The 12808-nt window shown below is 43.8% G+C and carries 18 protein-coding genes; 14 read left to right on the plus strand and 4 right to left on the minus strand.

The window, feature by feature from the left end; translation table 11 throughout:
- Positions 1 to 238: 238 nt before the first annotated feature.
- From QUA03_RS12215 to QUA03_RS12225, 3 genes are all read left to right on the plus strand, one after another.
- Positions 239 to 736 (plus strand): hypothetical protein, encoded by a 498-nt coding sequence (locus QUA03_RS12215; RefSeq protein WP_333212393.1) that lies wholly within the window; start codon positions 239 to 241, stop codon positions 734 to 736.
- 226 nt (positions 737 to 962) lie between these two features.
- Entirely contained in the window at positions 963 to 1121 is a 159-nt protein-coding gene (locus QUA03_RS12220) for a hypothetical protein (protein WP_333212394.1), read from the plus strand.
- Positions 1122 to 1605: 484 nt separating this feature from the next.
- Positions 1606 to 2061 carry a hypothetical protein gene (locus tag QUA03_RS12225; protein WP_333212396.1) on the plus strand — a complete coding sequence of 152 codons (456 nt, stop codon included), beginning with the start codon at positions 1606 to 1608 and terminating at the stop codon, positions 2059 to 2061.
- Here QUA03_RS12225 and QUA03_RS12230 read toward each other — a convergent pair whose 3' ends face one another.
- Positions 2062 to 2481 carry a hypothetical protein gene (locus tag QUA03_RS12230; RefSeq protein WP_333212397.1) on the minus strand — a complete coding sequence of 140 codons (420 nt, stop codon included), beginning with the start codon at positions 2479 to 2481 and terminating at the stop codon, positions 2062 to 2064.
- A 196-nt stretch (positions 2482 to 2677) separates the two neighbouring features.
- Between QUA03_RS12230 and QUA03_RS12235 the strand changes: the two genes are divergently transcribed.
- From QUA03_RS12235 to QUA03_RS12260, 6 genes are all read left to right on the plus strand, one after another.
- Positions 2678 to 3229, plus strand: a complete 552-nt coding sequence (locus QUA03_RS12235; RefSeq protein WP_333212399.1) for a hypothetical protein — start codon at positions 2678 to 2680, stop codon at positions 3227 to 3229.
- Positions 3230 to 3294: 65 nt separating this feature from the next.
- On the plus strand, positions 3295 to 4017 hold the full coding sequence (locus QUA03_RS12240; protein ID WP_333212400.1) for a hypothetical protein: 723 nt from the start codon (positions 3295 to 3297) through the stop codon (positions 4015 to 4017).
- Entirely contained in the window at positions 4014 to 4220 is a 207-nt protein-coding gene (locus tag QUA03_RS12245) for a hypothetical protein (protein ID WP_333212402.1), read from the plus strand. Before QUA03_RS12240 ends, QUA03_RS12245 begins: the two co-directional genes overlap by 4 nt.
- Positions 4217 to 5230, plus strand: coding sequence for a metal-dependent hydrolase (locus tag QUA03_RS12250; RefSeq protein ID WP_333212403.1), 1014 nt, complete (start codon positions 4217 to 4219; stop codon positions 5228 to 5230). The genes QUA03_RS12245 and QUA03_RS12250 overlap by 4 nt, the downstream gene beginning before the upstream one ends.
- An 8-nt stretch (positions 5231 to 5238) precedes the next feature.
- Positions 5239 to 6102, plus strand: a complete 864-nt coding sequence (locus QUA03_RS12255) for a hypothetical protein (RefSeq protein WP_333212405.1) — start codon at positions 5239 to 5241, stop codon at positions 6100 to 6102.
- A gap of 27 nt (positions 6103 to 6129) precedes the next feature.
- Entirely contained in the window at positions 6130 to 6690 is a 561-nt protein-coding gene (locus QUA03_RS12260) for a thermonuclease family protein (protein WP_333212407.1), read from the plus strand.
- A 113-nt stretch (positions 6691 to 6803) separates the two neighbouring features.
- On the opposite strand, the gene QUA03_RS12265 is transcribed toward QUA03_RS12260, so the two are convergent.
- The 3 genes from QUA03_RS12265 to QUA03_RS12275 all read right to left on the minus strand — a co-directional run bounded on the left by QUA03_RS12265 (position 6804) and on the right by QUA03_RS12275 (position 8441).
- Positions 6804 to 7016 carry a hypothetical protein gene (locus QUA03_RS12265; RefSeq protein WP_333212408.1) on the minus strand — a complete coding sequence of 71 codons (213 nt, stop codon included), beginning with the start codon at positions 7014 to 7016 and terminating at the stop codon, positions 6804 to 6806.
- 421 nt (positions 7017 to 7437) lie between these two features.
- Positions 7438 to 7836, minus strand: coding sequence for a hypothetical protein (locus QUA03_RS12270; RefSeq protein WP_333212410.1), 399 nt, complete (start codon positions 7834 to 7836; stop codon positions 7438 to 7440).
- A 47-nt stretch (positions 7837 to 7883) separates the two neighbouring features.
- Positions 7884 to 8441: a hypothetical protein gene (locus QUA03_RS12275; protein WP_333212412.1), complete on the minus strand. Its 558-nt coding sequence runs from the start codon at positions 8439 to 8441 to the stop codon at positions 7884 to 7886.
- Between the two features lie 588 nt (positions 8442 to 9029).
- On the opposite strand from QUA03_RS12275, the gene QUA03_RS12280 reads away from it, so the two are divergent.
- The 5 genes from QUA03_RS12280 to QUA03_RS12300 all read left to right on the plus strand — a co-directional run bounded on the left by QUA03_RS12280 (position 9030) and on the right by QUA03_RS12300 (position 12472).
- Positions 9030 to 9236 (plus strand): PIN-like domain-containing protein, encoded by a 207-nt coding sequence (locus tag QUA03_RS12280; RefSeq protein WP_333212413.1) that lies wholly within the window; start codon positions 9030 to 9032, stop codon positions 9234 to 9236.
- On the plus strand, positions 9233 to 9625 hold the full coding sequence (locus tag QUA03_RS12285; RefSeq protein ID WP_333212415.1) for an IS630 transposase-related protein: 393 nt from the start codon (positions 9233 to 9235) through the stop codon (positions 9623 to 9625). The genes QUA03_RS12280 and QUA03_RS12285 overlap by 4 nt, the downstream gene beginning before the upstream one ends.
- 20 nt (positions 9626 to 9645) lie before the next feature.
- On the plus strand, positions 9646 to 10179 hold the full coding sequence (locus QUA03_RS12290; RefSeq protein ID WP_333212417.1) for a transposase: 534 nt from the start codon (positions 9646 to 9648) through the stop codon (positions 10177 to 10179).
- 2 nt (positions 10180 to 10181) lie between these two features.
- Positions 10182 to 11414: a PIN-like domain-containing protein gene (locus QUA03_RS12295; RefSeq protein WP_333212528.1), complete on the plus strand. Its 1233-nt coding sequence runs from the start codon at positions 10182 to 10184 to the stop codon at positions 11412 to 11414.
- 728 nt (positions 11415 to 12142) lie between these two features.
- Positions 12143 to 12472: a hypothetical protein gene (locus QUA03_RS12300; RefSeq protein WP_333212418.1), complete on the plus strand. Its 330-nt coding sequence runs from the start codon at positions 12143 to 12145 to the stop codon at positions 12470 to 12472.
- Positions 12473 to 12808: the final 336 nt, after the last annotated feature.

The raw sequence follows: 12808 nt of genomic DNA on the forward strand, positions 1-12808 counted from the left end.
AATATTTGCCCAAATGGAATTATCGAGCCGTACCCCAACCTGAGTAATTCATTAAGTTATTTATTTTTCATTCCTTAGTGAAGCTGACCGAGAGTAAGCGCACTCTCAACTTACAAGCGGTCGTACTTACAAGCGAGTGCGATCGCTTTTTTTTATTCAACGATTGTAGCTGTCAATAAAACAGGAAAACCTCAGAAAACAGCTACCGCATGGATGAAAACAATATGAGGCAACTGTCATGCGCTATTCTACCGATTCTGGATTCACACTAACAGAAAAACTAATTCTCATAGTAGTCCTCAACATCCTTTGTGCTATCGCAGTACCGGGATGGATTGGCTTCAGGAATTCTCAACAAGTTAGTGTAGCAAACGATCGGATTTATTGGTGCTTCCAAAAAGCGAAATCGGAAGCTCGACGGGAAAGATTAATCATGGAGTGTCTAATTCGACAAACTCCCCAGGGCATCGAATATTCAGTGAATCGAGTTGATGAACCTCCCCAGTGGCAAAATGCGGGCATAGACCCAAAAGTGGTTATTAAAACTGCCACTTTCTATTACGACAAAAAAGATGGAGCCTATCGAATGCAGTACAACTGGCTCGGTGTGAGTAACGGACGCTTGGGTCGCATTCATCTAACGAAAGAAAATGCAGAACGCTGCACCGTGGTAAGTACCCTCCTAGGCTCCATGAGAACTGGACGTGGGGGCAACTCATCCAACCCCTGCATCTAATCCTGCATCCGGTGCGTAGCCAGAGTTAGTGCGCTGAGTGTTTGGGTGCATCCACAGAAATCGATGACCCAGCAATCCTAAATTATATGATGTGCATGGTTACATAAATCTTGGGATTGCTGGGGATAATAAAAACCACATATTAACGCTACATCATTACCAATAAAAATTCAATAAAAGGGCTATCGCAGGGTGTGTAAAACTACAAAAAGCACCCCTAGTTCCCATGCTCTTAATTAGCTTAGTGCAATTCATCGCCGTGTTCTTACAACAAGAATTAGCACAATACATAGACCCAGATCAATCCATCGAACCTTATTTAGCTCAACTAGAACTCCAACACGAAATGGAATCAGATTACTATCAAGCCTGTGGACGCTGGTAATCACTAGAGTTGGGGCAGCGGTTGCATTCTACTCGCTTCTCCCGTTGCCCTATATTCCTCGCTATTTCAATGCTTTGGTACACCTAATTATTCGCTGTGTTTCGGTGCTTGGGTACACTCTCACTATTCGCTGTGTTTCGGTACTCCCGCATATCTAGCTATCCCTTGAGTTCAGGCACGCTAAGCCATTGGTCGTGTTTTGATGCTGGGGTACACTCCTGCTATTGGCTTGTTTCGGTGCACTCGCATATTAAGATATTCGTTGTGTTTCGGTGTACTTGCATGAGATAGTCGCTGTGTTTCGGTCTTCTGGTACACCCAACTATCGGTTGTGTTTCGGTGTACTTGCCAATCAAGATTTGCTCTCTCTAACGTTACTTTGATGCTGCACCAAATTAATCTTTAATCCAGGTTATTACAGTTTGTTACAAAATCATTACTTCAGCAAACTTGGATTTGTTTGGAGCCGAGTATCATAGAGCACATGGTATTAGAAATTAAACTCAAACTCATTCCCGATATCGAAACGGGCATCATCGCTCACCAAGTTTGTTGTACTGGTGTGCTGCATACGGGTTTGGGCAAAGCAATTGCATCCAAGTGGCCGTTGGTGGAATCGGAGTATCAACGCTTCTGTGGCCCCGATGCAGGTGGAGAGCGCTTTGTTCCAGGCAAGATCCAAATGATTCGGGTTAGCTCCACTCCAGAACTTTGGGTGTGCAGTATGGCGGGTCAAAACTTACATGGCAGCAAGAAACGCTATACCGATTACGATGCTTTGGCGCTTTGTTTGTCCAAACTCCACGGTAAATCCTTGGAGTTGGAACTAACTCCTTTCCTGCCCTACAAACTTGGATGGTCTGGGGGGCGGGGTGAGTGGAGCGTTGTCCGTTCCCTGATTGAACAACACTGCCCCAATGCCATTATCTGCACCGATTAGCTAAACCTCCGTTAGGGTCAACTTGGAGGTAAACAAAGACCCAATTGAAGACTCGGTGCTGAATTGGAGAAAGTAGACTCCCGGCTCCAAAGTAACTGTCAAGTTGCTCGAATACCCGTCGCTCGAATCCACAACTACGCTGCGATTAGAGTTGACAATGGCGGCGATGGCATTGTCCACTACTAGATTCACTTGCACGGGAACCTTCAATCGAAACCTCGCCCAGTCGGTGATGTCGTCTCCCCCAATGCTTTCAGAGATACTCGAAACTCCGCTGGGGTTGTTGCAAATAATACCCTCATTCCAATCCACACCAGTTAGGATATCCCTGCTTTCCCCGCTTTTGGGATTCTTGCGCCTTTTCGCTAACGTTCCCATGTTCCACGCTCTACTCTGGCTGTTGCCCATGTCAGTTTGCATTGTCTCTTGTTCCTATTGGATTTGTTTGATGCTGCTAAGTAACAAAATACACTAAAATTACTGCTTTACTGACAGTGGAATAACTGAGATAAACTCAGGGTAAATTCCAGTTCCATAGTCCGGTTGATAGGTGGATTTTGTGCGGTGTATAGTTCATATTATGTAAATCTGATATTAAAAAACTACCAAAAATCCAATGACAACAGAACTTTCCACCAAACTACGACCCGATGAAATCTGCGAGAAGCTAAGTATCGGAACATCTACGTATTACGACCGTTTGAAGTTTCTGGGCATCAAAGCAAACAAGGATGAGGAGGGAACGTACCTCAACGCCGAGCAAATGAAACTGATGGAGGACTTGAGCGAACACATCAAAGAAACGGGGAAGAAGGAGGGATTCCGGGGAGGCGGACAGCTAGCGATCTCGGAAAATTCGGGTTTGGTATCAGCGTTAGACATTCCCGTGCAGCCTGAGATACCTGGGAGTGAGGAGAATGAGGACGGGCTAGAAGAGTTAATTCGGGAAGCAGCCGAACTCAAAGTGCAACAGGTGGCGATGCCGGAACTGATAAAGCTGCACCTCGCTGCGGGGATGACCGAGGATGACCTGCCCCCTGACCTTAAAGCGAAACTACAAGCGGTGAGGGATGCAGCCAACCCAAAGCCGAATGCCGCATCAATAGCTCAGCAACTGTTGCAGCGGCACCGCAACAAGAATCAACAGAAAAATCCAGAAACGAAGTAACCAAAGTTTGTGAAATCCTCCGTAGCGGTCATTGCTGCATCGTCACCGGGGAGCTGGGAACCGGTTTGGAAGATGTAGCAGCGGGTGTTGCTTTGGAATTGGCGGGGGAATTCTCCATTGCTACGACTATCTACAAAGGAAGCGGCAAGAAATTCTTTCAGCAGTTAGCTGAGCAGTTGGACATTCCTACCGAAGTGGAGGATGACAAAGGCAAAGTTAAACAATTGACCTTAGACCAACTCAAAGAAGAAATCGCGCTCAATATTCCCACTGATGCCTTATTGCTGCTGCCCGAAGCCAAGCGCCTCACCACCGGGATTAGATTCTGGTTGGAAGATTTAATCGAAGCTGGTTGCAGGGTGTGTTGTTTTGCGGTAGCGAATCCAGGCCGCGATATCTTCATCAAAATGATCGAAGTGGAATTAGAATTGCCGAGCGATCGCGCTATTAGATCGACAATGGAAGATGAAGCGGCAAAGTTGGGTTTGAATCTCACAGCAGCTCGACTTTCCCTACTGCAACCGCTAGCGGGGAGGAATCCGATGCTAGCGAGAAAAGTAGTGCAACAAGAGAAACTCGGCATCAATCAAACAGTGGAACACCGCCAGTATTTGGTGATGATGCCGATCATTCTGGCAGGATTGTTCTCTTTTGCTGTGATTCGCTATGTGGGAATGGGAACTGGCAACAAGAATTGGCAAATCTTTGGTGGCGTTGCCCTGACTGCGGCGATGGCTGCCAAACAATTAGGGCGGGTTGAAGGTGCAAAAAAGAGGTTAGGACAATGATTCAAGGTATTTCTGCAACAGAAGCACACAAGTTACACCCAGAACAGTGGGTAAACATTTACGAGCTTGGCATTGCCGGTGATGCTGAGTTTTATGATTGCTGTCAGGTGGCAGATTTAGATTTAGAAGATGCGTCAGACTACGGTCTAGAGCTAATAAATGAAGCAGAAAAAATTATGCCTGTGGGAGAATATTTGAAATGATGGCGCTCACCCACTCCATTGTGTCAGCAGCAGGAGTTTCATTACTCCTGGGTACTGGTAATCCCCTGCATTTGGCATTAGCGATCGCCGGTAGTCAGTTGCCCGATGTGGATACATCTACAAGTACCATCGGACAAATCCTATTTCCGATTAGCAACTGGATTGAGGATCGCTTTCCCCACCGCTCGGTTACTCACTGCTTTTTGGCAACTTGCGCTTTGGCTCTAGTCTCTGTACCTGTCTACTTTTACGCAGATTGGAAAACTTGGCTGTGTCTGCCTTTGGGACACTTGCTAAGTTGCTTCTCCGATATATTCACCAAACAGGGAGTGCAGTTTTTCTGGCCCTATCCCACTTGGTGTATATCGGTTTCCAATCCCAATCGACGCTTGCAAACTGGAGGCACAGGTGAATACTGGGTGTTAGCTATTGCCACCATTACTTTGGCTGTCGCGATAAAACTAAGTGGCACAGGTGGCCCGACAGCATTTGTGGGAACATCACTTGGATTGCGCTCAAATGCAACGGAGATTTATCAAACCAATGCAGCCTCTTACCACGTTTACGCTCAGATAAACGGCACTTTTGCTAGCGATTCTAGTTCAGCAGACGGTAGGTATTTTATAGTAGCGGGAGAAGGTAACGAGTTTATTATTTATAATAAAACTGGTCTGTGGAAAACAGGCACAAATCTAATCAGCAGCCGCTTAACTGCGGAAGTAGGGCAACCCGCATCCGCATCAATTCAATTGTTGCAGTTTGACGAGGAAGAGTTCGCCATAACCCCCGTTCCCGATACTCTCATCTTTGTTACGGGTACGCTAACTGTAGATGAACCAGATTCAATTAAACTTACCGCTAATCCGAAACAGTTAGAGATAGCGAAACTAATCGGTGATAAAATAACTTTTAACTATTGTCCCCTAGAAATAGCCATCAAACTACTAAACGGACAATACATCACAGGTTCCCTAGAAGCCAAGATATTTAGCCCTAAACCCGACTTATGAGGTAGCCTATGAAAGAATATATAGCAACTGCATTAGGAGCAGGGATTGTCGGATTCTTGCCTTTCCTCAACCTTAATCCGCAGCCTAATACACCCGCAGGCTCACCCTCACCAGCACCCATACCTCGTTTACAAAAGCCACCCGTTATTCAGCTACAGCAATCAACTAAACCAACTAAAAGACACCGCATTCAAGTACAAGTGATTTCCCTCAACGATTTAAAGATTGCTGAAGGTTCTGATGTAGTAGCCGGACAAATCATCAGCGATCGCACCGAAGAACGCCAATCTTTGGAAGCAGAACGCAAGCAAATCGAGAACAGCATCCAACAATTATCGATTCCTACGAGTAAACTAGCCGAACTTCCCGAACCCAATTTTGCCATAGAAGAAGCAGCCATCCAACAAATCAAGGATGAACTGCAACTAATGGAAGCCCACTCGGTAGCACCTGCACCAGAAACCTCGTTCAGATTTAAGGATGAAACGCTCAGGAAGTTATTGGAAGCCAAGCAACTAGAAGAAAGGGCAGAAGCCATCACCGCTGAAGCGAACAACCGCACCAAACTTGCCGAATCTAAAGCAAGATTAGTGGGACAACTAAACAGCGCCATTGCTGCACTCAACAAAGCTAAGAGCAATTACCAACACCAACAATACGAGCATTCGCTGAACCTGGTGAGGCAACAATCAGAGATGCAGAGGCAACAGTACCAAATAGCTTCCTTGGTTGGGCAAAAACAAGAGATTGAAGGAAAGTTACGCGAGATTACTCAGATTAAATCCCCCGTAGCGGGCAAAGTACGCAGAATCAAAAACCTGGGTCAAAAGGACAGGCAGATTAATTTAGAGGTAGTAATTGATGTTCAATAAAGTATTGATTAAATTGGCAATAAATAAATGCAGAAGTTCATCAACGCTCTACCCCTGTTAGCAATTGCAGCTTTGGTTTGGTTCCATTTCCACCAACCCAACGATCAACCTAAACTAGCCAAGCCTCCCAGTCAAACAGAATCTCTACGCTGTCAGGTGGTTGAAGGCTCGATTTACGACGGCGATACTTTTCGGGTTAAGTGTGACAATCGCGAACAAAAGATTCGACTGTGCGGCGTAGATGCGCCAGAAGCCAAGCAACCCCTGGGTATTGAGTCTCGGAATTACCTGCGTTACCTAGTTGCTCAAGCAAAAGGTCAGGTCATAGTTATTGAAATGGATCGAGACAAGTACGGTCGCAGTGTTGCTGAAGTATTGCTAGAGTCACCATCAGGCGAACAATCGGTGCAAGAGGAAATGCTCAAAGCGGGTATGGCTTATCACTACAAACAGTACAGCGCCAATTGTCACAACCGTGAGGCGTTCGATATCGCAGAGGAGATGGGGCGATCGCAACAACGGGGAGTGTGGCGGTTTCCCAATGGTGGTGAAAGACCTTGGGATTATCGCAAGCAAGATAAGAGCTGATTTACGCCAATGTTTGGTATACACCAAGGTTGTTGGGAGCGATCGCAACAGCAGGAAGTGTGGCGGCTTCCCAAGGGTCATAAACGGCTGTGAAATTATCCTCAGCCAAAGCGTTAAATAGGGGTGCGGAATTGTTGTTTTGCCCAATCCAACAGTTCGTCATAGGTGGAATAAGCGCACAGTATTCGCGATGTATCACCTTTTTTCCTTACCGCAATTACTTTGCCTTTTCTATTTTCATAACCGGGCTTCCCGGTCATTTCTTCTAGCTCTAACTCAAAAAATTTAAGCGCTTGAATGAATTGGGAAATCTTATTGTCTTCCATGAGTTAATAGCTTTTTAATTTAATTGGTTCACCATTACACTGGATATATTTTAACTTGTCCGACGTATCCTTACGCACATTAGAAAAACACAATCCGTTGAGCTTTTGAAACAGGAAAATCACTGGCTTTGATCCTCCTTGAAGGGATGCTAAAAGCCACGAGCCGGAGCCTAAAACTAAGCCGGGATTGTGGCAGTTGCCGGGAGCCAGCGTCGTCAAGCAGGATTATCGCAAACAGAAGTAGGATGAGTCCCGCCGATGCAAGTGCGACGGCAAGCAGTTGCGACAAATCCACCCACTCAAAGAAGTTGATGGGGGTAATCTGGGTACTATTATCAGACGCTGCTGTGTCAGACGGGCTTTCAATTTTTGGCTCGAATTCTAATCCGTGCGAAGTTAACAGCGATTCCCAACAGGGGTGCTAAGTTTTGTGTCGTTGATAGCCTCCCATTACAGCATCGTAGGAGCCAGGCTCAGAACCGCCGCGAGTGGCAAGAATTTTTTGCAGAGTAAGGGTGAGAACCAACTCAGCAGGAGAAATACCCAACCACTTACATAAAGCTAAAAAATCCTCAAAGGGGATTTTTGTCACCCAACCTGGATTCTTAATGTAAGCGTTTTCAGCCTGACAAATAGCGACGATACGGATACCTATTTCTTTTGCTGTGTCCCTGTACCCACGTTTGCCGCGCTTGGCTAAAACTAACTGGGACAATCTTTCTGCATCAAAATCACTTGGCAGAAGGTATTCATAGCAGGGTGTTTGCTGCCCTGATCCGCCGAGTACAGCGTCATAAGGGCGGGGTTCTGATTGGTGCATATTTTGGTTCAATCCCAGTAAAGCCCCTTTTTAAGGGGGCGTAATTCCTAATTTCCCTTGTCAGGGGTTAACTCCTCAAGTATCTGCCAGACAACTTCAATATCGCGTAAATCAGCTTTTGTTTTCTTGCGCTTACCTTTTAGTAAGTTAAGTACCTCTGGGGGTTGTAATAATTTAAATTCAGCCACTGCCGGAAAAATCGGCGAGCAAGTCGCTGAGCCAAGTAGTGAGCGCACTACTCCCACTTCCCATTCAAGCTCGTATTTTTCTTCCTCGAATCCCTTAAAAGCTTTTTCCCACCGTCGATTCTCAGCCCTTAGTGCTTCTAATTCTTGCCTGAGTGATTCAACCTCATCATTTAATCTGTTTACTTCATCACTCGAACCACTTGTGTCATGGGATTTATCGGTCTTTACCTCTACTTCAGAACTGAAATTATTAATTGTGTCACGCGGTTCGGCACCTCTGTCAAGCTGACGGGCATAGTTGAGAGTAGCGTCAGCTAGGGCTATCGGGACTCGAATGGTGCGAGTCGGGCCGCTATGCCAAGCAGCTTTAAAGCGAGAATCTTTGATTGAGTCTTCATGTCCTTTAGGGTTAGGCATAACAAGTGAATCCCTTGTGTCAAGCGTTTCACTTAGTCCAACAGTAACGCTAAGTAGTGTCAAGCGCGTGACACACGACTTTTTGGTGTCCTAAGCCGGACGGGCAGGCGGCTATTTTTCCGATGACCGATTTTTTATTGTGACTGTGAAAAAGACAATGGCGGTCAGTCGGAAAAATCCCGCTAGAGGTTTAGACGGGGAAAGGGTAATTTCCCACTCACTCCAAAACCTTGTTCTAGGCGGGGATGTTAACTAGAGTTTGCCCGTGTATCCGTTTATAGAATTGGTGGTTCTGATGAAGCTGTAGCGGTTAAAAAGTCCTAAAGGGGGAAAGTTTCATTTCCAGAGCGCCTCAATATCAGTCAAATTTACTTTAGACTTTTTCCGCTTGGCTCAGAGCTTCTTAAAAAACTTGGATAGTTTCGCCACCTGCTAAAATGATTGGGTGCAGGCTGAATTCTTTGTCAAAAAAGTTCGGGATACTCGGACGCGATCAAATCCTCTTACCCAAATTATTGCGGGCTTAGGGATCGAGTTCAATCTCACGCCTGAAACAGCAACTCTCACAGCCATTCTCAATTGACGACAATGAAAGACTTATTCCCAAGCTATTATTCCCCATCTGACGAAGATTTTTCTGAACTGTGGCAACGCTGTTTTTTTATTTTTGATACTAATGTTCTTTTGGATTTTTATGAACATCGGAATGAAACAAGGGAAATTTTTTTTAAAGTCTTACAGCAGATTCCATGTATATGTGGTACACTAGATTCAGTACATCAGCAGAAAAAATGAAAGCTTATTCGATCGAGTTTCGTAAAAAAATAGTTAAAGCCTATGAACAAGGTGATACATCAGTCAGGAAAGTAGCCCAACGTTTTGATGTCAGTAAAGCGTTTGTGCAAAAAATCTTAAAACAAAAACAAACGACTGGGCACGTTAACCCCAAAAAACCGGGGGGAAGCCTGAAAAGTGTGTTACACTCGTCCACAACTAAATTGATCCAGATGGTGGAAAAATATCCGGATAGCACTTTATCAGAATATTGTGAATATTGGCTAGATAGCCACAAGCAATCGGTCAGTTGTAGTATGATGTGTCGCGAACTAAAAAAACAAAATATGACGCGAAAAAAAAAACAATACGGAGTAGTCAAGCTGCCACCGACCGAGTGCAAGTTTTGAGGTGTGAGTATTGGGATAAAGTGAAAAATATCGACCAGAATAATCTAGTATTTTTGGATGAAATGGGCGTTTTATTGGGGTTGACACGAACCCACGCACGTTCAAGATATGGTAGTAGAGTATATGATTTAAAACCATTTTATCGGGGTGCAAAAGTCACAGTTATTGGAGCAATTAGCTTAAAAAAAGTAGTAGGATTAATGACGCTTGATGGGTCGATGAATAGTCAGGCATTTGCAGTTTTTGTTGAACACTGTTTAGTCCCCAACTTATGGGACGGTGCAGTCGTTGTTATGGATAATCTACCAGCCCATAAGTTGGCGGTGATTGAACCATTGATTCAAGCGGCTGGTGCCAGTGTCTTGAATTTATCACCTTATTCTCCTGACTTTAATCCGATCGAATTATGGTGGTCACAACTGAAAGCTTTTTTACGTCAGTTTTCGCCCACTACTACCAAGATGGTTGACGTTTTACTAGCTACGGCGCTTGATTTGGTTAATATTAAGCACTTTAAAAACTGGTTTACAAGCTGCTGCTACTGTACTTCATAAACCTGGAATCCGCTGTAGATGTTATAAAAGACCGTTTATGGATTCCTCATCAAGTTGCGCTTGAATATCATGAAAATAGAATTAACAGAATAAAACAAGCACAATCCAATTTTGATCAGGCTAAAAAAACATGGAATAAAACTCTTTCCAGCAACTTTAATTCCAAATGTTTTCCTCCCGAAATCGTCAAAGAAATGAGAGAAAATGCAAACAAAGTCTTTGATACTTTTTGGGATAAATTAGCACCTGGTAGGGAGGAGTTAATTCAAATAGATGGAACCGATTATATAAGAGATAAAATTACAGATTTATTCTCAGGAAAAATTGGCGAATCACCTGTCAATCAAGCTGAGCTAGATGAAATATATTTAGAAGGTGAGCAAAGGTACACAATTTGTCGTCCCCCTGGTTTTAGAGATCAAAATAAAGATTGTTATACTCATAATGGATTAATTTTCCAGGCAACATATGGCGACTTGATTCTTTGGAAACAAATATTAAAACACGTTAAATCTAACTCATTAAGCCATGTTATTTTTATCACTGGAGATAATAAAGAGGACTGGTGGAGAATAGAAGGCGGGAAACATACTGGACGTCGAGAGTTAGTTGAAGAAATTTTAAACGCTGGTGCTGCTATGTTTTATATGTACCAACCAGATGCTTTTTTGAAATGCTCTCGGAAATACTTGCAACTAGATGTAAAAGAAGAATTTATACAACAAGTTCAAGAAGTTTCACTTTTAAATAATTTATCGGAACCAGAATTACAGGATGATTCTTTCCAAGAATTATCGCTTGCTGAAAAATATGTAAGAAATATAGAAAGTTTAGGGCGTGCTATAAATATTCCCTCCAGCAATATAGAAAGGTATGTAAGCAATATAGAAAGTTTGGGGCGTATTACAAATATTCCTCTAACCAATATAGAACGTATAGTGGCTGCTGTAAATAATTCACCGAGTACAGCCGACTTTGCTAAGAAATTTCCAGCCGTTAGAGCGATGCAATTGGCACAAGACCAGTATGGATTAAGAAATAATACATTAGTGGCAGGCATAATAGCACACTGTGATCAATTAACAGCCTTAATCGAAAATCAAAATCGATTGTTGAGACAAGCGCAACCAACATCAATAATAAAGCAATCAATACCATCTGTGAATGAAGAGATAGAGAGTGAAGATTTAACAGATAGCGAAGCTTCGCAAGAGGTTGAATCTTTAGAAGATTAAAGGTTTGAGTATTCCCGCATCTAGAACTCGCAGCCAGTAAGGCTCGGTCAAGTTAGCCAAATATCCTGAGCCAGAGCCTGGAACCGCTAAGGTCATTAAATGGCTTCAAGCGCGTGACACACAGCTTTGGGTGTCCTCAGCCGGACGGGCAGGCGGCTATTTTTCCGACGGTCTTCTAAGTTTTTCCACTTCGGCAAAGACTTAACAGCCCGTCGTAAAAATCCCGCTAGAGGTTTAGGCGGGGAAAGGGCAATATCCCCACCTACGACTCGAAACGGGTACGGCTGGGTCAGGATACAAAAGTTTCTAATTTTTATTTGACTCTCGAGCTTTTAGAAGTGGGGTGTCATTTCCAGGCAATAGTGTATTAAGTATCTTGGCAAACAAACCAGCCCCAACAATGTAGCTTTCGATAAAAAAGCTATATTGTTGGGGAGATATAAAGCCTAGAAGATAGTTGAAACTATCACCCTGGGTTTATGTAATCTTCTGCCGAGAGTCCATCACTCGAAAAAGGGGTAACCAGAGAGCGTAATTCAAGAGCTTCATCCCTCAATGTGTCAATTTATATAAAAACTGTCCGGACTATTGAATGAGGAGTTGGAGATTTTGAATGTTGAGGCGCGGGGTTGGAGGAAACAATTGCTGAGAATGTAGCAATGCTTTTAGAACAAAACTTTTAGAGATAAGGCATTGCAGGAAATAAGGAGAAGGAAATCAGAAACTATATGAATACAGGCAATTTTTCACTATCTATAGGTGACATTTCTGGAATTATCCAGGCGGTTGGAGTTGTTGTATCTCTCATCTATGTGGCTATACAGGTTCGAGCTAGTACGAAAGCTATAAAAGGGGCTACTTATCAATCAATTATTAGTGTGTATGCAGAAATTGAAGCCCGGATTAGCCAAGACTCAGAATCAGCACGCATCTATCGGCTAGGTTGTGACGAGCCTGAAGCGCTAGAAAAAGATGAAGCGCTAAGGTTTAGGGAACTTGTTTGTAGCATTTTTAATTTCTATGAAAATCTCCATTATCAATATAAAACAATTTATTAGATGAAGTTTTATGGCAAGGTTGGTCTAATTACCTGAAAATTAAACTGGAGTATCCAGGAGTAGCGAAGTATTGGAAAACAAACGGAAAGCTTTATAGTAAGGATTTTCGGGAATATGTGAAAAGGAAATGTCTCAGACCTGAAAACAAAGTTTAATCTAGTGGTGTCTAAGGAAGCTCAAGAGATTTTCGGCGCTCCCGACATCGAAGTGTCAGAGGCCCTAGAAATCAAGCGGGGCGCATATCCTGACCCAGGGCTTAAAAGCACTACACTTAGGCGGGGAGAACCCTATTTCCCAGCCTAGAGTGCCAGTCTACTAGAAGGAGTTGACACTAGA

Origin of the sequence: Microcoleus sp. S36b_A4 (assembly GCF_036700645.1) — a bacterium.
Lineage (GTDB): Bacteria > Cyanobacteriota > Cyanobacteriia > Cyanobacteriales > Microcoleaceae > Microcoleus.